The following is a 22,616-nucleotide window of genomic DNA, read 5'->3' as shown; positions in this document are numbered from 1 at the left end:
TGGCCGCCCCGTGGCCGACGAAGCGAAGCTGGTCGAGTACCTCCAGTGGACGACCTCAGAACTCGCCCGCACCAAAGAGGAGTTGGCGCGCCACGAAGCCCTGGCGCAGGCGCGTGCCGAACCGGTGGCCATCATCGCCATGGCCTGCCGCTATCCCGGAGGAGTGCGTTCGCCGGAGGACCTGTGGAGGGTGGTCGACCAGGGCGTCGACACCGTCGGCGGACCACCGGGGGACCGCGGCTGGGCGCCGGACGCGCTGCGCCACGCGCACACCGGCGGCTTCCTCGACGACGCGGCCGGCTTCGACCCCGCCTTCTTCGGCATCGGGCCGAAGGAGGCCCTGGCCATGGACCCGCAGCACCGTCAGCTCCTCGAACTGTCCTGGGAGGCCCTGGAACGCGCCGGGTTGCTCCCCGCCGAGCTGCGGGGCAGCCGCACCGGGGTCTTCGCCGGGGCCATCCAGCAGGAGTACGCACCGCCCGCCGGCACCGTCCCCGCCGACATCGAGGGGCACCTGATGACCGGCAACGCCGCCAGCATCGTGTCCGGTCGGCTCGCCCACACCTTCGGTTTCGAAGGGCCCGCCCTGACCGTGGACACCGCCTGCTCCTCGTCCCTGGTCGCGGTGCACCTGGCCGTGGAGTCCCTGCGCAGGTCCGAATGCGATCTGGCGCTCGCCGGCGGGGTGACGGTGATGGCGACGCCCCGGGTCTTCACGGACTTCGCCGCCCAGGGCGGCCTCGCCGCCGACGGCCGGTGCAAGGCGTTCGGCAAGGGAGCCGACGGCACCGGCTTCGGGGAGGGCGCGGGCCTGCTCGTCCTGGAGCGGCTCTCGGACGCGGTCCGCGCCGCTCACCCCGTGCTGGCGCTGCTGCCCGGCTCCGCGATCAACTCCGACGGCGCCAGCAACGGACTGACCGCGCCCAGCGGAGCCGCCCAGCGCAAGGTGATCGAAGCCGCACTGCGGGCCGCCGGCGTCCCGGCCGACGCCGTCGACGCGGTGGAGGCCCACGGAACCGGCACGGCCCTCGGCGACCCGATCGAGGCGGGTGCGTTGATCGCCGCCTACGGCGGGGCCCCGGGGCGGGACCGGCCGCTGCACCTGGGTTCGGTGAAGTCCAACCTGGGCCACACCCAGGCCGCCGCGGGCGTGGCCGGAGTGATCAAGACGGTGCAGGCACTGCGGCACGGGGTGCTGCCGGCGACCCTGCACGCCGACGAGTGGTCGGAGTTCGTCGACTGGCCCGCCGACCGCGTACGGGTCCTCAGCACCCCCCGCCCCTGGCCCGCCGAGCCCGGCCGACCGCGCCGGGCCGGCGTCTCGTCCTTCGGCATCAGCGGCACCAACGCCCATCTGATCGTGGCGGAACACCAGCCGGACGCCACCGCGCCCCCAACCGCCACCGCGCCCCCAACCGCCACCGCGTCCCCAACCGCCCCGCCCGACGAACCCCCCTCCGCACCTGGCACCGACGTGGTCTGGGTCCTGTCCGGCAAGGCGCCCGGGGCGGTGCGCGCCCAAGCGGAACGGCTCCGGGAACTGCTGCGGCAGCGGCCGGACCACGACCTCGCTGCCGTGGCGCGCACCCTGGCCACCCGGCGCACCGCGTTCCGCCACCGGGCCGCCGTCACCGGGGCCGACGCGAGTGAACTGGAACGTCAACTCGAAGCCCTGGCCGGCCCGTCGAGCACGGTCAGCACCGCGAAGCCCGGCCGGCGGGTCGGCTTCGTGTTCAGCGGCCAGGGCACCCAACGGCCGGGCATGGGCGCCGAACTCCACGCCCGCTTCCCGGTGTACGCGCAGACCTTCGACACCGTGTGCGCCGCCCTGGACGCGGCGCGCGACCCGTCGGCCGACGGGCCCGCCCTGCGCGATCTCGTCCTCGCCGCCCCCGGCGGCCCGCGGGCGGCACTGCTGGAGCGCACCGAGTTCACCCAACCCGCGCTGTTCGCCACCCAGGCCGCGCTCGCCCGGCTCGCCGAGTCCTTCGGCATCGTCCCGGCGGCGCTGTTCGGCCACTCCATCGGCGAGCTCACGGCGGCGTACGTCGGCGGCGCCCTGGAACTGACGGACGCGGCAGCGCTGGTCGTGGCCCGGGCCCGGGCGATGCAGGCCGCGCCCGGCGGCGGGAGCATGGTGGCGATCCGGGCTCCCGAAGCGGACGTCCTCGCCTCACTCGCCGAGTTCGGGGGAGCGGTGTCGGTGGCCGCCGTCAACGGGCCCCGCTCCACCGTGGTCTCCGGGGACGCCGGAGCGGTGCGGGCCCTCGCCGCGGCCTGGCGCGCCCGTGGGGTGCGCACCAAGGCCCTGCGGGTGAGCCATGCGTTCCACTCGGCGCACATGGACCCGGCGCTGCCCGAGATCGACGCGGTGGCCGCCCGGATCACGGTGTCCGAGCCGCGGGTGCCGCTGGTCACCGACCGCACCGGGGCCCCCGTCGACCGGGCCGGACTGGCCGCGCCCGACCACTGGTCGGCGCAGGCGCGCGGGACGGTCCGCTTCCACGACGGAGTGGAATCCCTGTACGCCCTGGGCGTCGACACCTTCGTCGAGATCGGTCCCGATCCGACGGTCACCGGGCTGATCGCGGACTGCCTCGCCGACCGGCGGGACGCGGTGGCGACGATCCCGTTGGTCCGGCGGCCCTCCGCGGAGGGCCGGTCCGTGGTGGGGGCCGTCGCCGAGGCGCACTGCCACGGCGTGCGCGTCGACTGGACCGGGCTGCTCGGTGCGGGGCCCCTCGCCGACCCCGCCGCGGTCCCCGTCTACCCGTTCCAGCACCGGGCGTTCTGGCTCGCCCGCCCGGCACCGCACCCGGGCGACGCGCCGGGCCTCCGGCTGCCGTCCGTCGCCCCGTCCGTCGTCCCTTCGGTCCCCGACGAGGAGGTGCCGGGCGGGCCACCGCTCGGAGAGGTCCCCGAGGAGGAACGGTTCGCCGTGGTGGTCGAGCGGGTGCTCGCCGCGGTCGCCGCGGCCCTCGGTCACGCTCCCGGGGAGGTGGACCCCGACGACGACCTCACCGACCTCGGCATCACGTCCTTCGGTTCGCTGGAGATCGCCACCCGGCTGACCCGGGACACCGGGCTGGAGGTGCGTCCCGGCGTGGTGCTGGAGCACCGCACCGCGCACACCCTGGCCGTGCACCTGGTCGACTCGCTCGCCCCCCGCCCCCAGGAGACCGTCCGATGACCACGCCCACCGACGGCACGTCCCCGCTCGACCAGCTGCGCGCCCTGCACCGCGACGGCGAACTCGGGCGGCGCTTCGACCGGGTCGCCCCGCTGCTGAGGGCGATGGAGCGCACGGACCTCGCCCGGGCGGCCCGGCTGCTCGCCCGCGCCGATCTGACGCCCGTGCCGGCCCACCACCCGGACCTGCCGTCCGTGACGGTGGCCCTCACCGGCGGCGGCACCCTGGACGGCCTGCGCACGGCGCTCGTCGGCGAACTCGCCCGCCACGGGTTCGTCCCGTCGGTACGGCTCACCGACTTCGGCTCGTACGTCAGGGAGCTCGGTGACCCCACGAGCTCCCTGCACGCCCGACCGGTGGACGTGACCGTGTGCGTACTCGACCACGCCACGGTGTTCGACGAGGTGCCCGTACCGTTCACGGTCGAGGACGTCACCGCGACCCTGGCGGCCAAGGTCGCGCTCTGGCGGGAGCTCGCCACCGGATACACCGCCCGGACCCCGGGCACCCTCGTCCTCAACACCCTCCCGTTGCCCGGGAACTGGCAGGCCCAGCTGCTCGACTACCCGGCCCGGGCCCGGCTGGGCGCGGCCTGGCGGGCGGCCAACGCGGAACTCCTCGGCCTCGGTGCGGCGACCGGACGGACCCTCGTGGTCGACGTCGACCCGCTCCTGGGCGATCCGATCCCCTTGGCCGACCCGCGCTTCGAGGTGTACGCGGGCGCCCGCTTCTCCGACCACCTGCTCGGCGCCTACGCCCGGGAACTGGGCCATCTCGTGCGCGCACTGACCGGCCGGTCGAAGAAGGTGCTCGCCGTGGACCTGGACGAGACGCTGTGGGGCGGCGTCCTGGGCGACGACGGGGTGGAGGGCATCGAGGTGGCCCACGGCCGTCGGGGGGACGCGTTCCACCGGTTCCAGGGCGTCGTCAAACAACTCCAGTCCCAGGGCGTGCTGTTGGCCGCCGTCAGCAAGAACGATCCGGACACGGTGCGGTCGGCGCTGCGGGACCACCCGGACCTGCGGGTGCGGGAGGAGGACTTCGTGCGGGTGCTGGCCGGCTGGCAGCCCAAGCCGGTGTCCCTGCGCGAGCTCACCGCGGGACTGAACCTCGGTGGCGACAGCGTGGTGTTCGCGGACGACAACGTCCGCGAGTGCGCGGCGGTCACGGCGGAGCTGCCGGAGACGGTGGTGGTCGCCCTGGACGGTGATCCGGCGCTGCACGTGCAGCGGTTGCTGGCCGACGGCTGGTTCACGACGACGGCGGTCACGTCCGAGGACCGGGTCCGCACCCGCCGCTACCGGCAGGAGGCGGCCCGCTCGGACTTCCTCGCGGCGGCGGGCAGCGCGGCGGACTTCCTCGCCGGACTCGACGTACGGGTCACCTTGGCGCCCGTGCTCCCCTCCGAGCTCGCACGCGTCAGTCAACTCACCCTGCGCACCAATCAGTTCAACCTCACCACCCGTCGCCTCACGGTCGACGAGGTGCGGCAGGCCGCGGCCGGTCCCGCCACCCGGGTCCTGACGCTCGCCTCCGGCGACCGGTTCGGTGGCAACGGCCTGGTGGGGGCGGTGTTCCTGCGGTCCGGCGACGACGTCCTGCACATCGAGAACGTCCTGCTGAGCTGCCGGGTCTTCTCCCGCGGCATCGAACAGGCGGGTCTGGCCGCACTGCTCGACCGGGCCCGCGCGGCCGGTTTCACGGCCGTGTGCGGCAGCTACCGGCCGACCGCGAAGAACGCGAAGGTCGCGGACTTCTACGTGCACTACGGGTTCGAGGTCGTACGGGACGGGCCGGAGGGCCGGGAGTTCCGGCACGCACTGGTCAAGCCCGTCGAGGTGCCCGGGCACCTCACCCTCGACGCCGCCGAGGACCTGCTCCCCGCCGCGGGCCGCCCGCCCGGGCGCGGCGGGCCCGCGCATTGACAACCTGAGGGGCCCTCAACTTAACTGGGGCGCAGACAACATGAGGTCGCCTCAGGATCACTTCGCACGGTGGACGGTGGCGACCCGAACGGTAGGAGGAGAGCCCGTTGGCCGAAGGAATCGCGATCTCGGTGCACGACACGGTGCCCGTCTGGCGGGGCGACACGCCCGGTGACGCGCTGCGCCGCACCGTCGACCTCGCCCGAGCGGTCGAGGGCTTCGGCTACCGGCGCTACTGGGTGGCCGAACACCACGGCACCCCCGCCCTGGCCACCTCCAGCCCCGCGGTCCTGGCCGGCCCGCTCCTCGCGGCCACCCGCACCCTCACCGTGGGCTCCGGGGCGGTCCTGCTGCCCAACCACTCCGCCCTCGCCGTCGCCGAGCAGTTCGGGGTGCTCGCCAGCCTCTACCCCGGACGGGTCGACCTCGGGCTCGGCCGGGCCACCGGCGGCTCCCCGGCCTCCACGGCCCGGCTCGGCGACCCCCGTGGCCTCGGCTTCGACGCACAACTCCAAGAACTCCAGGGGTACTTCGGCGAGGGGCAGTCGGGGGTGCGGGCCGTGCCGGAGCCCGAGACCCCGCCCCGCTTCTGGCTCGTCGGGTCCAGCGTCAACAGCGCCGTCCACGCGGGCCGGGCCGCACTGCCCTACGTGTACGCCCACGCCATCGTCGGCGGCGGCGCCCCCGAGGCGCTGCACGCCTACCGCGAGGCGTTCCGCGGCACCCCCGAACAACCGGAGCCGCACGCCTGCGTCGCCGTGATAGCGGTCGCCGCGGACAGCGACGAGCGCGCCGAGCGGCTCGCCGAATCCTTCGTGTACGGCCAGATCCTGATGCGCACCGTCGACCCCGAAGGCGTCCTGCCGACCGAGGAGGAGACCGCCGCCCACCGCTTCACCCCCACCGAGCGACAGTTCCTGCGCTCCCGCATCGACCCGCAGTTCGTCGGTTCCCCCGACCGGATCGCTCCCCGCCTGGCCGACCTGGTCGCCCGCACCCGCGCCGACGAACTGTTCGTCCTGACCCAGGTGCCCGACCACGAGGCCCGCATCCGTTCCTACGAACACCTCGCGAAGATCGCCGGCTCCCTCTGAGCACCCCGGCCGCCCCTCCCGCCCCCGCGTCCCACGCTTTCAGAGCGGCTTTAGCCCGGCCGTGCACCGTGGCTGACCAATCGTCACGAACCAAGCGATGAGGACACCGATGCACTCGGGCACACGGATACGTACACACAGACCCGCCACCGGGGCGGGCGCCACCGCGCTGCTGCTGGCGCTGGTGACCGCGTGCTCGGCGGACACCGGGGGAGGGGGCGGCAAGGCCGGCGGCCCGCCCCGCGAGGGCGGCACCCTGCGCCTGGCCATCGCCAAGGAACCCGAGTGCCTGGACCCGCACCAGAGCCCCACCGAGGCGGCCCGACTGCTGACCCGCCCGATCGTCGACTCCCTGGTGCACCAGACCGCCAAGGGCACCTTCGAGCCCTGGCTCGCCAAGAGCTGGAAGGTCTCGCCCGACGGGCTGACCTACACCTTCGTCCTGCGCGACGACGTCACCTTCACCGACGGCGCCGCGTTCGACGCCGCCGCCGTGGTCGCCAACCTGGACCACGTGGCCGACCCGGACACCAAGTCCCTGCTCGCCTCCAGCCTGATCTCGGCGTACAAGTCCTCCCGCGCGATCAATGCCCACACGGCGGAGATCACCCTGAAGCGGCCCGACTCCGGCCTGCTCGGCGCCCTCGCCCTGCCCAACCTCGGCATCGAGTCCCCGGCCACCCTCAAGGGCTCGCCCGCCACCCTCTGCAAGAAGATCGTCGGCACCGGCCCCTTCCGCACTAAGACCGGACTCGTCGCCCAGAAGGGCATCGACCTCGTCAAGAACCCCGACTACCGGTGGGCCCCCAAGTCCGCGGAACACTCCGGGCCCGCCCACCTCGACGGCATCGCCGTCCAGGTCGTGCCCGACAACGCCTCCCGCAACGGCGCGCTCACCAGCGGACAGATCGACGCGGCCACCGGACTCGACCCCACCAGCACCCGGAGCCTGCGCAAGACCCCCGGCTTCACCCTCCACACGAAGGACTTCCCCGGCGCCAACTACAGCTACTGGCCCAACACCGCGAACGGCCCGCTCGCCGACGTCGCCGTCCGCAAGGCCCTGCGCGCCGGCATCGACTGGGCCACCCTCGCGCGGAAGGTGTACTTCGGCCAGTACCCCGCCGCGGACGGCCCGCTGTCCGCCAGCACCCCCGGCCGCGCCGACCAGGGCGCCGCCCACGCCCACGACCCCGCCGAGGCCGGCCGCCTCCTGGACCGCGCCGGCTGGACCGGCCGCGACGAGGACGGCTACCGCACCAAGAACGGCAAGCGCCTGAAGGTCCGCCACCTGTGGTCCGACCCGTCGATCACCAACCTCGCCGTCCAGGTGCAGGCCGCGGCGAAGAAGCTGGGCGTCCAGTTCGTCGAGGAGAACGTCGACGGCGGCACCTTCGTCAAACGACTGCTCGCCGCCGACTACGACGTCATCGACACCAGCTTCTCCGCACCGGGCCCCGACGTGCTGCGCGTCCTGTTCGGCAAGGAGAACATCCCCACCCCCAAGCGCGGCATCAGCAACAACATGGCCCGCTACGACGACCCGGAGGTGGAACGGCTCTTCCTCGCCGCGCAACGCGCCGAGGACCGGTCGGAACAGTTCCGGATCTACGGCGAGGTGCAGCGGAAGATCACCGAGGACGCGGCCGTGCTCCCGATCTACTCCCCGGTCTCCACCCTCGCCGCCCGCGACGCCGTACGCGGCACCGGCTTCACCGCCGACGGCTCCGCCGACCTGTACGCCGCATGGCTGACCTCCTGACCGTCGGGCCCGCTCCGGGAGACACCGCCCCGGAGCGGGCCCGTCGGGCCCGCCTCCTCAGGCTCGTCCTGGTCCGCGCCGCCGGCTCCGTCGGCGTCCTGTGGGGCGCCGTGACCCTGACCTTCCTCCTCATCCAGATCATGCCCGGCAGCACCGCCGACGTGCTGCTCGCCCGCTCCAGCGTCAGCCCGCAGGTCCGTGCCGAGATCATCGCCCAGTACCGCCTCGACGACCCGCTGCTGATCCAGTACGCCACCTACCTCGGCCGCATCGTCCGCGGCGACTTCGGCGACTCGTACGTGCTGCGCCAACCCGTCTGGGACGCCATCGGCTCCCAACTGCCCGACACCCTGCTGCTGATCCTGTCCACCCTGCTCGTCACCGCGGTGGGCTCCGTCCTGCTCGCCGTGCTCGGCGCCCACGGCCGCGGCTGGGTCCCGGCCCTGTTCGCCGCCGTGGAATCCCTGGTGGTGGCCCTGCCCCCGTTCTTCCTCGGGCTGCTCCTGCTCACCGTCTTCTCGTTCACCCTCCACTGGTTCCCCACCGTCGGCACCGCCGGGGTCAGCGGACTGGTCCTGCCCACCGTCGCCCTCGCCGCCGCGCCCACCGCCGTGGTCGCCCAGGTCCTGCGGGAAGGGCTGCTCCGGGCCCTGGAGGAACCCTTCGCGGTGACCGCCCGGGCCCGCGGCATCGGCGAACTGGCCCTGCGGTTCCGGCACGTCCTGCGCCACGCCCTGCTGCCCGCCACCACCCTGATGGGCTGGATCGCCGGCTCCCTCATCGGCGGCGCCGTCATCATCGAGATCGTGTTCTCCCGACAGGGAGTGGGACGGCTGATGCTCTCCGCCGTCCAGAACAAGGACCTGCCCGTCGTGATCGCCGTGGTCCTGCTGGCCGCCACCGTCTTCGTCCTCGTCAACATCGCCGTCGACGCCCTGCACTGGCTGATCGACCCCCGCACCCGCGACACCGGGAGGTCGACGTGAACCGCCCCCGCACCGGGCTCTGGCTGGGCGTGGCGGTGCTCCTCGTCCTGGCCGCCATGGCCGCCGCCCCCGCGCTCTTCACCGGCACCGACCCCAACGCCACCGATGTGAACGCCCTTCTGCAACCCCCCGGCGACGGCCATCTGCTCGGCACCGACCAGAGCGGACGCGACCTGTACGCGCGGATCGTCCACGGAGCCCGACCCTCCCTGCTCATCGGCGCCGGCGCGGTCGGTCTCGCCCTCGTCGGCGGCACGCTCGTCGGCGTCGCCGCCGCGCAACTCGGCCGGATCGCCGACCAGGTCATCAGCCGACTGCTGGACGTCGTCCTGTCCGTGCCCGGGCTGCTCCTGGTCTTCCTGGTGGTCGCGGTGCTCGGGCCGGGCGCCACCACGGCCACCGTGGGGCTCGCCGTCGTGTCCCTGCCCGGCTTCGCCCGGGTCGCCCGCGCCGAAGTGATCGGACTCCGCTCGAAGGCGTACGTCGAAGCCGCCCACGGCTTCGGCTGGACCCGCACCCAGGTGGTCCTCCGGCACGTCCTGCCCAACGCCGCCGGACCCGTCCTGGCCCTGGCCACCGTTTCCCTGGGCGCCATGGTCGTGGCCAGCTCCAGCCTCAGCTTCGTCGGCCTCGGCCCGCGGCCCCCCACCGCCGAGTGGGGGGCGATGCTCGCCGACAGCCGGGAGTTCCTCGCCGTCGCCTGGTGGCCCGCCGCCTTCCCCGGCGCCGCCATCACCCTCACCGTCCTCGCCGTCACCGTCCTCGGCCGGCACCTCCAACACACCCTCGACGGGAGACACCGATGACCGAGGCGACCACCACGGAATCCCCCGTGCACGCCGAGGGCGGCACCGAACTCGTCCGGGTGGAGGACCTCAAGGTGGGCTTCGGCCGCGGTCGCCGCCGGGTGGACGCCGTCCGCGGGGTGTCGCTGAGCATCCGGCGCGGACAGGTCGTCGCCGTGGTCGGCGAGTCCGGCTCGGGCAAGAGCGTCACCGCCCGGAGCCTGGTCGGCCTGGCCGGCGACGGTGCCACCGTCGACGCCCGGACCCTCACCTTCGACGGCATCGACCTGCGCCGCGCCGACCCCCGCCGCTGGCGCGCCCTACGGGGCCGCCGGGTCGGCTTCGTCCTCCAGGACGCGCTGGGCTCCCTCGACCCGCTGCGCCGGGTCGGCGCCGAGGTGGCCGAACCCCTGCGGGAACACCGCACCGTGCCCGCCGCCCGGATCCCCGCCGAGGTCGAACGGCTGCTCGCCGCCGCCGGAGTGCCCCGCCCCCGGATCAGGGCCGCCCAGTACCCGCACCAACTCTCCGGCGGACTGCGCCAGCGCGCCCTGATCGCCTCCGCACTCGCCGCCCGCCCCGATCTGCTGATCGCCGACGAACCCACCACGGCCCTGGACGCCACGGTGCAACAACAGATCCTGCACCTGCTGCGCGAGCACGCCCGCGCCGGCACGGCCGTCCTGCTCATCAGCCACGACCTCGGTGTCGTCGGGGAACTCGCCGACCACATCCACGTCATGAAGGACGGCGTCTTCGTCGAGGAGGGGTCCGCCCGGCAGGTCCTCACCGACCCCCGCCACCCCTACACCCGCGCCCTGCTGGCCGCCGTCCCGGGGGGCGACACCAGGGCCGTTCCCGCCGAACCCGGCCCGGTGCTGCTGCGCGCCGAGGACGTCGTCAAGCGGTACCGGTCGCCGCACGGGCCCGCGCTCACCGCCGTCGACGGGGTGTCGCTGACCGTGCGGGCCGGCGAGACCCTCGGCATCGTGGGGGAATCGGGCTCCGGGAAGACGACCGTGGGCCGGATGCTGATGGGACTCGTGCCGCCCGACAGCGGCCGGATCACCCTCGACGGCCGCTCCTGGACCGAACGCTCCGCCGCCGAACGCCGCACGGACCGCCGACGCGTCCAGATGATCCACCAGTACCCGCTGGGCTCCTTCGACCCGCGTTACACCACCCGGCAACTGCTGGAGGAACCGCTGAAGGCGGTGCGCACGGCGCGCGGCGCCCGCGCGGCGCGGGTGGCGGAACTCCTGACGTACGTCGACCTGCCCGAGACGGTGCTCGACCGCCGGGCCCGCGACCTGTCCGGGGGACAGCGCCAACGGGTCGCCATCGCCCGGGCGCTCGCCCCGGACCCCGACGTCGTCGTCTGCGACGAACCGGTGTCGGCCCTCGACGCCTCCGTCCAGGCCCAGGTCCTCGACGTCCTGGTGCGGGTACAGCAACGCCTCGGCGTGGCCTACGTGTTCATCTCCCACGACCTGGGGGTGGTGCGCAGGCTCAGCCACCGGGTCGCCGTGATGAAGGACGGCCGGATCGTGGAGACCGGCTCCGCCCGCGACGTGTTCGCCGGCCCGCGGGACCCCTACACCAAGGCCCTGCTCGCGGCCGTCCCCCGGCTGGGCGCGACCGGACGAAAGCGGTTCTGAAGCCCCGCTTAACCGCTCTTGCCCAGGGTGCCCGGGCTGCATAGCGTCGAGTCTCCGCAGGCTCGGGCGCCCTCCGCGATTCCCGAACGACCTGCGTGCCCTGAGTGCCCTGCGCTCGCCGTCTTCCCCGCCCCGCCCTTCGTCCCTTCGTCCCTGCGTTCTCCGATGTTCGCCTCCCGTGTGAAGGACGTAGCCCCATGACCGCATCCCCGCCCTACCCCCAGCCGCGCACCTGCCCCTATCAGCCGCCCGCCGGATACCGCGAGATCGGTGCGGCGGGACCGGTCCTCAAGGTGACCCTCTTCGACGGCCGCGAGGCATGGATGATCACCGGGTACAAGGAGTCCCGTGACATCCTCACCCACCCCAACCTCTCCTCGCTGCGCACCCACCCCGACTTCCCCATCGTCGCCCCGCGGTTCCGCTCCCAGATCGCCCGCAGCCTCGCGCTGATCGCGATGGACCCGCCGGTGCACGACACCTACCGGCGCTATCTGAACCCGCACTTCAGCCTGAAGCAGGTGCGCCGGATGAAGCCGGAGATCGAGCAGATCGTCTCCGGATTCGTCGACCGCATCGTCGACCAGGGCCCGCCGGCCGACCTGATCCCGCTGCTCGCGGTGCCGCTGCCGTCCCTGGTGATCTGCCGCCACCTCGGGGTGCCGTACGAGGACCACGCGTTCTTCCAGGACGCCAGCGGCAAGGTGATGCTCGGCACGGAGGAGGAGTCGGCGACCGCGGCCCAGAACCTCGTCGACTACATCGACGCACTGGTGACCGAACAGATCAAGTCGCCGACGGAGGGCCTGCTCGGGCAACTCGTCACCGAGCGCGTCCTCACCGGGGACATCGGGCACGACGAACTGGTCTCCATCGCCCTCGTCCTGCTCATCGCCGCGCACGAGACGACCTCCTCCTCGCTGGCGCTCGGCGTCATCACCCTGCTCGAACACCCGGAGCAGTTGGCCAAGGTGCTGGAGGACGGCGACCGGCTGCCCGGAGCCGTCGAGGAACTGCTGCGCTTCATCGCCACCACCGACCTGGTCGCCACCCGGATCGCCAAGGGCGACATCGAGATCGGCGGTCACCTCATCCGGGCCGGCGAGGGCGTCCTGGTGTCCGGCACCCTCGCCAACCGGGACGAGAACGCCCACGAGCGCCCCGACGAGTTCGACGTGCTGCGCGCGGACACCCACCACGTGACGTTCGGGTTCGGCATCCACCAGTGCCTGGGACAGAACCTCGCCCGCCTCGAACTCGAAGTGGCGTTCCGGGAACTGTTCACCCGCCTCCCGGGCATCCGGCTCGCCGTCGACGTGGCCGAACTGCCCATCCTCGGCGCGGGCACGGTGCAGCGGGTGCTGTCCCTCCCGGTGGAGTGGTGACGGCGCCGTGCGGGTGTACGCGGACCGCGAGTCCTGCATCAGCGGCGGCCGTTGCATGGCCACCCTCCCCGAGGTGTTCGACCAGGACGACGAGGGCCTCGTCGTGGTGCTCACCTCCCGCCCCGCGCCGGAGCACCACGCCAGGACCCGGAAGGCCGCCTACCTGTGCCCGGCGCGGGCCATCGACGTGACCGAGGGTCCGTCCGCGAACTGAAGCACCGCCCGGACGCGAGCGTCCCGAGCACAAGAGAGAAGCGAGCACCGAACATGCCACCCCACCCCCGGACGCCGGGCGTCCGCCCCGCCGACGAGCCGTCCAGACTCCCGTCACTCACCGGAACGCGGTTCGTCGCGGCGTTCCTGGTCTTCCTCTGCCACGCCTTCGTGCTCGGCTACTTCCACCCGGAGACCGAGCGCGCGCTGCGGCCCTTCGCCTTCGCGATCGGCTGGCTCGGGGTGGAGTTCTTCTTCGTCCTGAGCGGGTTCGTCCTCACCTGGTCGGTGCGGGCGGGGCAGCCGGCGCGCCGGTTCTGGCGCCGTCGGTTGGCGAAGGTCTACCCGAACCACCTCGTGGCCTTCGCCGCCGCGGTGGGGGTCGCGCTGTGGTGGGGGCAGGACCTGGACGTGCTGAAAGCGCTGCCGGGGCTGTTCCTGGTGCACACCTGGTACCCCCAGCTCGACGTCATCCTCTCGGTCAACGTGGTCACCTGGTCGCTCGCCTGCGACCTGTTCTTCTACCTCGCCTTCCCTCTGCTGTACGCCGTCGTCCGGCGCGTCCCCGCCCGCGGCCTGTGGGCGGCGGCCGGGGCCGTCGCCGCAGCGGTGATGGTGCTGCCCGCACTGGCCTCCGCCTGGCTGACCGGCGCCCCGCGGCTGCCGGGCCAGGACATGTCGCTCGTCCAGAACTGGTTCCTGGTGTCGTTCCCCCCGGTCCGGATGCTGGACTTCGTGCTCGGCATGATCATGGCGCGGATCGTCCGTGAGGGCCGGTGGATCCGTCTCGGTCCGTTGGCCGCGTTCGCCCTGCTCTCCGTCGGCTTCGCGGCACAGGTCTGGCAGTTCCCCGGTGTGTACAGCCTGACGGCACCGATCGTGGTGCCGATCGCCCTGCTCGTCCCGGCGATCGCCGCGGTGGACGTGGCCGGAGGCCGTTCGGCGCTGCGCGGTCGGGTCGCCCGCTGGCTGGGCACGGTGTCCTACGCCTCGTACCTGGTGCACTACCTCGTGCTGATCGTCGGACACCGGCTGCTCGGCGCGGGGCGCACCTGGGACGTGCTGCCGGCGACGGGGCTGCTCGCCGCGCTGTTCGCCGTGACGACGCTGCTGGCCTGGGCGCTGCACCGGTTCGTCGAGGACCCGGGGATGCGCCGCCTGGGCCGGTCCCGGGACGCGCCCGCTCCCGCCGAACACCGCCCGGACGTACGGGAGGCGCCGTCGGCACCCGCCCTCTCCGACTGACCCGAACCACGGAAAGGAACGTGCCCCTTGTTCTCCTACCCGCAGGACCGGACCTGTCCCTACCAACCGTCCCCCGGATACCAGGACATCGGGCGGAACGGACCGCTGCACCAGGTGGAGTTGTGGGACGGCCGGGCGATCTGGATGGTCACCGGACACGCCGCCGCACGGAAGCTCCTCGCTGATCCACGGCTCTCCGCGGACCGCTCCCGGGACGACTTCCCGGTGGTGCTGCCCCGCTTCGAGGCGCCCATCTTCAAACCCCTCGCCCTCATCGGGTTCGATCCGCCGGTCCACGACGTGCACCGCAGGATGCTGGCCCCGCACTTCAGCCTCAAACGGGTGCGGGACCTACGGGGCGGGGTCGAGGAACTGGCGGGTCGCCTCGTCGACGACATGCTGCGCACGGGGCCGTCCGCCGACCTGGTGCAGGACTTCGCGCTGCCGATCCCGTCCATGGTGATCTCCGAACTGCTCGGCGTCCCCTACGAGGACCACGAGTTCTTCGAGACCAAGACGACGAACCTGCTCCAGGCGAGGGACGCGGAGGGCGCCGAGGCGGCCGGGCGGGCGCTGTGGGACTACCTGGACGACCTGATCACCGCGACGGAGGGCGCATCCGACCCGGGGGAGGGGGTGTTGGCCCGGCTGGCCCGTCAGGTGGACGACCGGGACCTCACCCGCGACGACCTGTTGCGGATCGCCCTGGCCCTGCTGATCGGCGGCCACGACACGACCTCCCAGATGATCGCGCTCGGTGTGGTCACCCTGCTGGAACACCCGGAGCAACTGGCCGCACTGCGCGCCGCTTCGCCCGAGGAACTGCCCGCGGCCGTCGACGAACTGCTGCGGATCGTGTCCGTCACCGATGTGTCGGGGGTCCGGGTCGCGACCTCGGACATCGCGGTCGACGGAGTCGTCATCCGGGCCGGGGAGGGCGTGCTCGTCTCCTCCTCGATGACCAACCGGGACCCCGGGGTCTACGACGACCCGTACGCCTTCGACGTCCACCGCGGTGCGGGCCGCGGTGGCGTGCCGTCCGGTCGCCAGCACCTCACCTTCGGCTTCGGCATCCACCAGTGCCTCGGGCAGAACCTGGCCCGGATGGAGCTGGAGGTGGCGTTCTCGACGCTCTTCGAACGGATTCCGGACCTGCGGCTCGCGGTGCCCGTCGACGAACTGCCGGTACGCACCGGCGGCACCATGCAGGGCGTGCACCGACTGCCCGTCACCTGGTCGGGGGAGGCACGCCGATGAGGGTGAACGCCGACCGGGAGCGGTGCATGGCCGCGGGCCACTGCGCGGTCACGGTGCCCGCGGTCTTCGACCACGGGGACGACGGGCTGGTGGTGGTCCTCGACCCCGAGCCGGACGAGGACGTCCGCGAGGAGATCGAACTGGTGGTGGACCTGTGCCCGTCCCGGGCGTTGTCGCTGGCCACGGAGTGACGCGGGGGTGGGGACGAGGGCCGACCCCCGTCCCCACCCCCCGGTGCGCCCGCCGCAGGGCGCTCAGAGGCCGATGTAGGCCATGCTCTGCTCGTTCCAGCGGGCGCCCCGGACCTCGGCCGGGGGAACCGCGGCGGTGACGGCGGCGAGCTCCTCCGCGCCCAGGGCGAGTCGCACCGCCGCCGCGTTCTCCTCCAGGTGCGCCACGTCACCGGTGCCCGGGATGGGGACGACGTCGGGGCCGCGCTGGTGGAGCCAGGCCAGCGACAGTTGGGCCGGTGAGGCGCCGAGCCGGTCGGCGAGGGCGGCGAGCCGGTCGACCAGGGGCAGGTTGGCGGCGAGGTGCTCCGGGGCGAAGCGGGGGAGGCCGAACCGGCGGAAGTCGCCCTCGGCCAGCTGGTCCACCGAGCGGACGGCGCCGGCGAGGAACCCCCGGCCGAGCGGCGCGTACGGGACGATCGCCACGCCGAGCCGTCGGCACGTCGCCACCAGCTCCTGCTCGATGTCCCGCGACCACAGGGACCACTCGGTCTGGAGGGCGGCCACCGGGGCGACCGCATGGGCCCGGGCCAGCGTCTTCGGGCCGACCTCGCTCAGTCCGAACTCGCGGATCTTGCCCGCAGTCCGGAGTTCCGCGAGTGCCCCGACGGTCTCCTCCACGGGCACGTTCCGGTCGATCCGGGTGAGGGTGAACAGGTCGATGTGGTCGACCCCGAGGCGCCGCAGCGAGGCCTCACAGCTCGCCCGGACGTGGGCCGCGTCCCCGCGGATGCCCGTACCGACCCCCGGGCCCGGCCGGACGACTCCGAACTTGGTGGAGATCACCGCTTGTTCGCGTCGCCCGGCGATCGCCTTGCCGATCAGTTCCTCGTTGGCTCCGTGGCCGTAGACGTCCGCCGTGTCCAGGAGCGTGACGCCCAGGTCGAGGGCGTGCCGGACGGTGGCGATCGCGCGCTGCGGGTCCACGGGGCCGTAAGACCCGTAGAACTCGGACAGTCCGAGACAGCCCAGGCCCTGGGCCCCCACGGTGAGCGAGCCGATCGTGCGGGTGGGCAGCGGGGCGGTGCGGGTCATCGGTCGGGTCCCCTCACTTCTTGTAGACGACGATCGACGACTCGTACGTGCTGTGCGATTCCTTGACCAGCGGCCGGAACTGCCGGAAGCCGATCGCGCCGCGCAGGGGTCCGCCGACGACGACGGCCGGGAACGTCGCGTGTTCGCCCGCCGTGAGCCGGGCGTCGTCGACCAGTCCGCCCGCCCTGATGACGTTCCCGTCGTGGAGGGTGATCTCTTCGCCGAAGTAGGCGACGAAGTGGCCGTCGCCCGGCTGGCGGTAGAGCATCCGGCCCGCGCCCTCGGTGCGCCCGAGCGGCGCACCGTCCGGGCCGAAGATCTCCAGGGACACGGTCGCGAAGTCGTTCTCGGTGGGGCTGGTCCCCGTGGGGTCGGGGTTGTTCGACCGGTAGGCGACCACCTTCTCGGTGAGGTCGCGCAGGATGAGCGACCGGCTGGTGTCACGCAGGGCGCCCACCTCCGTCGAGTCGGTCTTCGGGGGCGTGGCGACCAGCGGCAGCAGCCGGTCGTACAGGACCTGCAACACCACGATGAGCCCTCCTGATGCGGGATGCGCGATTCCCGTAGACGCTAGGAGGCCCCGCTCAACCGGTTCTAAAGGACGTGCACTCACCGCCCGGGCGGTGGGGCGTGCACGACGATCCCCTCCAGCACCAGGCGCAGGAACCGTTCGCTGCCGTCGTCCTGGCCCGGCCGTGCGTTCTCGCGGACCCAGGCCGCCCCGCTGAGCAGGTCGAACAGTTCGTCGGCGGTGAGGTCGGGGCGGATCAGCTCGGCCCGTTGGGCGGCGCGCAGCAGGTCCGCCCCGCTGCTGTGCATCGCGGCGCACGCGGCGTGCGAAGGCGTGCCCTCGTCGTACATGCTCTGGGTGAGGATGCCGACGAGCCCCCGGAACGTGCTGATGTGGTGGACGGCGCAGTCCATCCACTCCGTCAGTGCGGCCAGCGGGTCGTCCTCGTCGGCCAGGCCCTCGGCGCGGGCGATGAGGTGGGCGAGACCGTCCCGGGTGGCCGCCTCGACCAGTGCGGCTCGGGTCGGGAAGTGGCGGTAGAGGGTGCCGATCGCCACCCCGGCGCGGGCGGCGATGTCCTCCAGGGCCGCGTCGGAGCCCTCGGCCTCGAACGCCTTGCGGGCCGCGGCGAGGATCGCGTCGTAGTTGCGGGCGCCGTCGGCCCGTTTCGGGCGCTGTGCGATGTAGGGCGGGTCGTCTGCCACGGGACCTCCACTTGACTACCTGAGGATGCCTCAGGTTAACTGCATCCGCCTAACCTGAGGCTGTCTCACCATAGTATCCCGCGCCGACCGTGGAGGACCCATGACCGCAGACACCGCCCCCGGCGAGCTCCCGAAGGGCGCCGCGCCCCCACAGACCTCCTGGGCCCTGGCGCTCACCGCGATCGTGGGCGCGGAGTTCATGCTCCAACTCGACGGCACCATCGTGAACGTGGCCCTGCCGGCCCTCCAGGAGGACCTCGGCGCCTCCGTCGCCTCGGCCTCCTGGGTGCCGAACGCCTTCCTCCTCGCCTTCGGCGGGCTGCTGCTCTTCGCCGGCCGACTCGGCGACGCCCTCGGCCACCGCAAGGTCTTCCTCGGCGGCATCTCGCTGGTCGTCGTGGCCTCCCTGATCGCCGGCCTCGCCCCCAACCTGGAGGTCCTGCTCTTCGGACGGGCCCTCCAGGGCATCGGCGCCGCCATCGCCGGCCCCACCGGACTCGCCCTGCTCGCCCTCGTCTTCGAAGGGGAACGCCAACAGCGCGCCTTCGGCCTCTACTCCACCGTCGCGGGCCTCGGCGCCTCCGGCGGCATGGTCCTCGGCGGCCTGCTGACCTGGGCCGGGGACTGGCGCTGGAGCCTGCTGGTCAACGTCCCCGTGGGCCTGGCCCTGCTGCTGCTCGCCGCCAAGACCCTGGGCCTCAAGGACGGCCCCACCCGCCCCCGTTCGCTCGGGCTGCCCAGCGCTGCCCTGGTCAGCGGAGCGGTCACCGCCGGCGTCTACGGCCTCGTGCACGCCGCCGAGCAGGGCTGGGGCGACCCCTGGAGCATCACCGCACTGGCCGCGTCCGCCGTGCTGTGGACCGCCCTGTTCGTCGTCGACTCCCGCAGCGCCGAACCACTGCTCCCGGGACGCATCTTCGCCGACCGGGTGCGCGCCGGGTCCTTCCTGAACCTGCTGCTCCTCGCCGCCGTCCTCACCAGCTTCCTCATCTACCTCGTCCAGTACCTCCAAGGAGTGCTTGACCTCAACGCCCTCCAGAGCGGCCTCGCCATCCTGCCCTTCGGTCTCGCCCTGCTGGTCACCACCCAGGTCCTCACCAAGCACCTCGCACCGATCGACCTCAAGCTGCGCGCCATCGGCGGACTGGTCGTCGTGCTGGCCGGCGTGGCCTGGCTGACCCTGCTCGACGGGAACAGCTCCTACGCCACCGGCGTCCTGCCGCAGATCGTGCTCATCGGCGTCGGCGTGGGCGTGGCCATCGTCCCCTTCAACATCATCATCCTGTCGACGGCTCCGCCCGAGTACGCCGGAGTCACCGCCGGAGTGCTCCAGACCGCCCTGACCATCGGCGGTTCCGTGGGCCTCGCCGTCCTCCTGATCCCCTTCACCGCCGACGGCGGAGCCGTCGCCGACACGATCTCCGACGTGTTCGTCTGGGCCTCGGCGCTCACCGCCCTCGCCATCGCCGTCGCGGTGGCGTTCTGGTACGGCCCCGGCGCCCGCACACCGGAGCCCGCCGCACAGGACTGACCCCCGCCCGGCGGCCGGCACGCCACACGGACCGACCCGACGGCCGGCCACAGACCCTCCACCAGGACCGGGATCCGCGCTTCCACCGGGCGGATCCCGCCGAAGCGTACGGGCGGTTCCGTGAACGTTATGTTGCGTGATAAACCGCTCTCTCGGTGCTCTCCTATGCTGGCGGAGCCCTCAGCGGTGCCCGGGACCCGAGAGGCGTCCCGACCGCCGTTGCAGCAGACCGCGGAAGGAGACCGGCCGACATGGTCACCGCTCTCGCAGGGACGAAGACGCGCACCGCCGTCCGCCGCACGGAACTGGAGACGCTCCGCGACCTCGTCCGATCGGCGACCGCCCGCCGGGACGCGACCGTGGAACTCACCGGGGACCCGGGGTCCGGCAAGACCGCGCTGCTCGCCGCGCTCGCCGCCGAAGCCCGGGCCCAGGGCGTCGTGGTGTTACGCGGACTGTGCACCGCAGCCGAACGGGAACCGGTGCCGCTGCGCCCCTTCGCCCAGGCGTTCGGCGGCCTCGAAAGCACCGGAGCCGGCGGCCCCGCGTTGACCCTCGGCTCCGCGGCCCTGGTGCACAGCCTCGCCCGCCCGCCCCGCGACCCCACCGCACTCGTCCCGTCCGGCGGCGGACTCACCCGCGGCTGCCACTACTTCGCCGAACTGCGCCGCATGATCGCGGACTGCGTCGCCGCCGTGCCCCGCGGTCTGCTGCTCGTCCTCGACGACTTCCACTGGGCCGACCCCTGCTCGGTGCGACTCGTGGAAGCCCTGATGCGCCGGCCCATCGGCGGCGGCCTCGGGATCGTCGTCGCCCACCGGCCGCGCCAGGCCCCGGTCGGTCTGCGCCTGGCGGTCCGCCACGGCGTCGAACTGGGCACCGTCGAAGAGGTGAACCTGGCCCCGCTGACCCTCGCCCAGAGCGCGGAACTGCTCGCCGTGCGGATCGACGCCCCCGAGCTCGACCGACTCCACGAACGCAGCGGCGGCAACCCCCTGCACCTCACCGCACTCGCCGCCGAGGAGGGCCCGCCCGACGACCCCGGACACCTGGCCGTGCGCCGCGGCCTGGAGACCCGACTGCTCACCGAGTGCGCACCCCTCGACCCGGACGAACGGCTCGCCGCACACGCGGCGGCCGTGCTCGGCGAGTCCTTCGACGTCGAATCCGTCGCGGTCGTCGCCCGGATGGCCCAGGACGAGGCGTGCCGGGCACTCGGCTCGCTGCGCACCCGCGACCTCGTCCGCGCCGCACCCCGCAGCAGCGTCCTGGCGTTCCGCGACCCCCTGCTGCGCGACTTCCTGTACGGCGAGGCCGACTCCTGCTGGCGGCTCGCCGCCCACCGCAGGGCCCTGACCCACCTCACGGCCCTGGGCGCCCTCCCGTTCGACCTGGCCCCGCACGTGGTCCTCTCCGGCTCCCTCGCCGCCCCCCGGGACCGGGCGGTGCTCGGCGCCGCCGTCAAGGAGGCACTGCCCGCGGGACGCACCGCCCTCGCCGCCCAGTGGACCGCCGCCGCCCTGCGCCTGCACCGCGCCGCCCGCGAACCGGCGCGCGCGGCGGACCCGCCCACCGGCCCCGACGCCACCTGCTCACCGGGCTGCGAGCTGTGGCTCCCCGTGGTCCAGGCCCTCGCGGCCGAGGGCGACGTCACCCATCTGCGGACCCTGACCCGCGAGATCCTCGCGACCCTCGCCGACCTGCCGCCCGCCGACCGCATCCCCGCCGTCGCCACGATCGCCCTGGTCCAGGCGACGCTGGGCCTGCCCGACGAGGCCGGGGCGCTCCTCGCCCCGCTCCTGGCGGCCCTGCGCGGCACGGGCAGACCGGAGGCGGCCCTCCAGGTGCAGTCCCAACTGGTCCTGGTGCTCGCCGGGCAACTCCCCTCCCGCGCCGATGTGGAGGTCCTCGCCCGGCACACCGAAGCCGCCCCACCGATCACCGCCGCCGGCGCGCTCGCGCTGCGCGGACTGAGCACCGTCTTCGCCGGGGACCTGAGCGCCGCCGAAACCGACCTGGACACCTGCGCCCAGATCCTCGACGGTCTGGAGCCCCACGGCCCCGGCACCCCGGCGGAACTGGGCGGCGCCGACGTCTTCGCCGGCTACCTCGCGGTGCTGGCCTGCGGTGAATCGGCGATGGGTTGGTACGGTCCCGCGCAGGCGCACGCCGAGCGCGCCCTCGCCACGGCCCGGCTGCGCGGCGACACCCATCTGCTGCCCATGCTGCTGAACGTCCTGGCCTACGTCGCCTACCAGGACGGGCGGATGTCCGAGGCGCTGGAGTCCGCTCAGGAAGCACGCTCGCTCGCCCGGGCGACGGGCAGCGACCACCACGTGGCCCTCGCCGACGCCGTCACCGCCGCGGCCTGGGCGTGGCTCGGGGACGCCGGACCGCACCCGACCCGCCCGGACAGCCACGGGGCGGTGACCGGAGAGGTCCCCCGCACCTCGGTCATCGCCCTGCTGCACGCCGAGGCGGCCCTCGCGGCGGGCGACGGGCACACCGCGCTCGCCCTGCTGCTGCCGGCCCGGGACGCCCGGCGCGTACCCCAACCGGCCCGCATCCTCGCCGCCCGGGTGTACGAACTCCTGGCCGCCGCGTCCGTGGTCACCGGCGCCGACGCGACCTGCTGGGCGGAACGCGCCGAAACGGCAGCCGCCGAGGCCCGGGTGACGGAGCAGCACGGGTACGCACTCCTCGCCCGCGGCCACGTCCTGCTCGCCGGCTCCCTCCCGGCGGACGCCGCCCACTGCTACCACGAGGCACACGCCCTGCTGGGCGAGACCACCGCCGGCATGCGCGCCCGTGACCTCGCCCGCATCGCCCATCTGGCCTGCGGCAACGGCGAGACCGCCGCCGCCGCGGACGGCCTCGCCGAACTGACCCTCCGGGAGCGGCAGGTGGCCGACCTCGCGGGCCAGGGCCTGAAGACCCGTGACATCGCCGAACGCCTCCTGGTCAGTCCGCGCACCGTCGACGTGCACCTCACCCGCATCTACAGCAAGCTCGGCGTCCACAGCCGGGCCGCCCTGGTGCGGCTGCTGGCCCGGGCCGCCTGACGGCGCCGACCCCGGGACCACCTCAAGCGGGCGGGGACGGGCC

16 protein-coding genes and 1 pseudogene are annotated in these 22,616 nt (G+C 73.6%); 14 read left to right on the top strand and 3 right to left on the bottom strand.

Going from position 1 to position 22,616, the window contains the following annotated elements:
• Positions 1–43: 43 nt before the first annotated feature.
• The 12 genes and pseudogenes from ACFYOU_RS29870 to ACFYOU_RS29815 all read left to right on the top strand — a co-directional run.
• Positions 44–3,190: pseudogene (locus ACFYOU_RS29870) on the top strand (type I polyketide synthase); the annotation flags it as partial.
• Complete coding sequence (locus ACFYOU_RS29865) at positions 3,187–5,115, top strand: HAD-IIIC family phosphatase (RefSeq protein ID WP_391309966.1); 1,929 nt, start codon at positions 3,187–3,189, stop codon at positions 5,113–5,115. The pseudogene ACFYOU_RS29870 and the gene ACFYOU_RS29865, both read left to right, overlap by 4 nt.
• 107 nt (positions 5,116–5,222) lie before the next feature.
• Complete coding sequence (locus tag ACFYOU_RS29860; protein ID WP_391309964.1) at positions 5,223–6,209, top strand: MsnO8 family LLM class oxidoreductase; 987 nt, start codon at positions 5,223–5,225, stop codon at positions 6,207–6,209.
• Between the two features lie 109 nt (positions 6,210–6,318).
• A complete protein-coding gene (locus ACFYOU_RS29855) occupies positions 6,319–7,971 on the top strand; it encodes an ABC transporter substrate-binding protein (protein ID WP_391309962.1) in 1,653 nt (550 codons plus the stop codon).
• The gene (locus ACFYOU_RS29850) at positions 7,956–8,957 is read left to right on the top strand and encodes an ABC transporter permease subunit (protein ID WP_391309960.1); all 1,002 of its coding nucleotides are present in this window, start codon (positions 7,956–7,958) and stop codon (positions 8,955–8,957) included. Before ACFYOU_RS29855 ends, ACFYOU_RS29850 begins: the two co-directional genes overlap by 16 nt.
• Positions 8,954–9,763: an ABC transporter permease subunit gene (locus tag ACFYOU_RS29845; RefSeq protein WP_391309958.1), complete on the top strand. Its 810-nt coding sequence runs from the start codon at positions 8,954–8,956 to the stop codon at positions 9,761–9,763. The genes ACFYOU_RS29850 and ACFYOU_RS29845 overlap by 4 nt, the downstream gene beginning before the upstream one ends.
• Positions 9,760–11,400, top strand: a complete 1,641-nt coding sequence (locus ACFYOU_RS29840; protein ID WP_391309955.1) for a dipeptide ABC transporter ATP-binding protein — start codon at positions 9,760–9,762, stop codon at positions 11,398–11,400. Before ACFYOU_RS29845 ends, ACFYOU_RS29840 begins: the two co-directional genes overlap by 4 nt.
• Positions 11,401–11,597: 197 nt before the next feature.
• Positions 11,598–12,785 carry a cytochrome P450 gene (locus ACFYOU_RS29835; protein WP_391309953.1) on the top strand — a complete coding sequence of 396 codons (1,188 nt, stop codon included), beginning with the start codon at positions 11,598–11,600 and terminating at the stop codon, positions 12,783–12,785.
• 7 nt (positions 12,786–12,792) lie between these two features.
• On the top strand, positions 12,793–12,999 hold the full coding sequence (locus tag ACFYOU_RS29830; protein ID WP_391309951.1) for a 4Fe-4S domain-containing protein: 207 nt from the start codon (positions 12,793–12,795) through the stop codon (positions 12,997–12,999).
• Between the two features lie 53 nt (positions 13,000–13,052).
• Complete coding sequence (locus ACFYOU_RS29825) at positions 13,053–14,243, top strand: acyltransferase family protein (RefSeq protein ID WP_391309949.1); 1,191 nt, start codon at positions 13,053–13,055, stop codon at positions 14,241–14,243.
• 27 nt (positions 14,244–14,270) lie between these two features.
• On the top strand, positions 14,271–15,500 hold the full coding sequence (locus ACFYOU_RS29820) for a cytochrome P450 (RefSeq protein WP_391309947.1): 1,230 nt from the start codon (positions 14,271–14,273) through the stop codon (positions 15,498–15,500).
• Positions 15,497–15,691 carry a ferredoxin gene (locus ACFYOU_RS29815; RefSeq protein ID WP_389764309.1) on the top strand — a complete coding sequence of 65 codons (195 nt, stop codon included), beginning with the start codon at positions 15,497–15,499 and terminating at the stop codon, positions 15,689–15,691. The genes ACFYOU_RS29820 and ACFYOU_RS29815 overlap by 4 nt, the downstream gene beginning before the upstream one ends.
• Before the next feature lie 63 nt (positions 15,692–15,754).
• Here ACFYOU_RS29815 and ACFYOU_RS29810 read toward each other — a convergent pair whose 3' ends face one another.
• The 3 genes from ACFYOU_RS29810 to ACFYOU_RS29800 form a co-directional block, all read right to left on the bottom strand.
• On the bottom strand, positions 15,755–16,765 hold the full coding sequence (locus tag ACFYOU_RS29810) for an aldo/keto reductase (RefSeq protein WP_391309944.1): 1,011 nt from the start codon (positions 16,763–16,765) through the stop codon (positions 15,755–15,757).
• A gap of 13 nt (positions 16,766–16,778) precedes the next feature.
• Positions 16,779–17,294 (bottom strand): hypothetical protein, encoded by a 516-nt coding sequence (locus ACFYOU_RS29805; RefSeq protein WP_389764313.1) that lies wholly within the window; start codon positions 17,292–17,294, stop codon positions 16,779–16,781.
• Positions 17,295–17,374: 80 nt separating this feature from the next.
• On the bottom strand, positions 17,375–17,980 hold the full coding sequence (locus ACFYOU_RS29800; RefSeq protein WP_391309942.1) for a TetR family transcriptional regulator: 606 nt from the start codon (positions 17,978–17,980) through the stop codon (positions 17,375–17,377).
• A gap of 100 nt (positions 17,981–18,080) precedes the next feature.
• Here ACFYOU_RS29800 and ACFYOU_RS29795 point away from each other — a divergent pair, with 100 nt between their 5' ends.
• Positions 18,081–19,511, top strand: coding sequence for an MFS transporter (locus ACFYOU_RS29795; RefSeq protein WP_391309940.1), 1,431 nt, complete (start codon positions 18,081–18,083; stop codon positions 19,509–19,511).
• A gap of 251 nt (positions 19,512–19,762) precedes the next feature.
• Positions 19,763–22,573, top strand: a complete 2,811-nt coding sequence (locus ACFYOU_RS29790; RefSeq protein ID WP_391309939.1) for an AAA family ATPase — start codon at positions 19,763–19,765, stop codon at positions 22,571–22,573.
• Positions 22,574–22,616 lie beyond the last annotated feature (43 nt).

The organism is Streptomyces sp. NPDC005955, assembly GCF_042871255.1.
Classification (GTDB): Bacteria; Actinomycetota; Actinomycetes; order Streptomycetales; family Streptomycetaceae; genus Streptomyces.
The sequence above is the reverse complement of the archived record's forward strand: the minus strand, read 5'-3'. Positions and strand labels throughout refer to the sequence as shown.

Bases quoted from the DNA above. Each gene is read 5' to 3' on its own strand.
- ACFYOU_RS29865 (WP_391309966.1), top strand. From the start codon at position 3,187: ATGACCACGCCCACCGACGGCACGTCCCCGCTCGACCAGCTGCGCGCC.
- ACFYOU_RS29855 (WP_391309962.1), top strand. From the start codon at position 6,319: ATGCACTCGGGCACACGGATACGTACACACAGACCCGCCACCGGGGCG.
- ACFYOU_RS29850 (WP_391309960.1), top strand. From the start codon at position 7,956: ATGGCTGACCTCCTGACCGTCGGGCCCGCTCCGGGAGACACCGCCCCG.
- ACFYOU_RS29840 (WP_391309955.1), top strand. From the start codon at position 9,760: ATGACCGAGGCGACCACCACGGAATCCCCCGTGCACGCCGAGGGCGGC.
- ACFYOU_RS29835 (WP_391309953.1), top strand. From the start codon at position 11,598: ATGACCGCATCCCCGCCCTACCCCCAGCCGCGCACCTGCCCCTATCAG.
- ACFYOU_RS29825 (WP_391309949.1), top strand. From the start codon at position 13,053: ATGCCACCCCACCCCCGGACGCCGGGCGTCCGCCCCGCCGACGAGCCG.
- ACFYOU_RS29815 (WP_389764309.1), top strand. From the start codon at position 15,497: ATGAGGGTGAACGCCGACCGGGAGCGGTGCATGGCCGCGGGCCACTGC.
- ACFYOU_RS29810 (WP_391309944.1), bottom strand. From the start codon at position 16,765: ATGACCCGCACCGCCCCGCTGCCCACCCGCACGATCGGCTCGCTCACC.
- ACFYOU_RS29795 (WP_391309940.1), top strand. From the start codon at position 18,081: ATGACCGCAGACACCGCCCCCGGCGAGCTCCCGAAGGGCGCCGCGCCC.
- ACFYOU_RS29790 (WP_391309939.1), top strand. From the start codon at position 19,763: ATGGTCACCGCTCTCGCAGGGACGAAGACGCGCACCGCCGTCCGCCGC.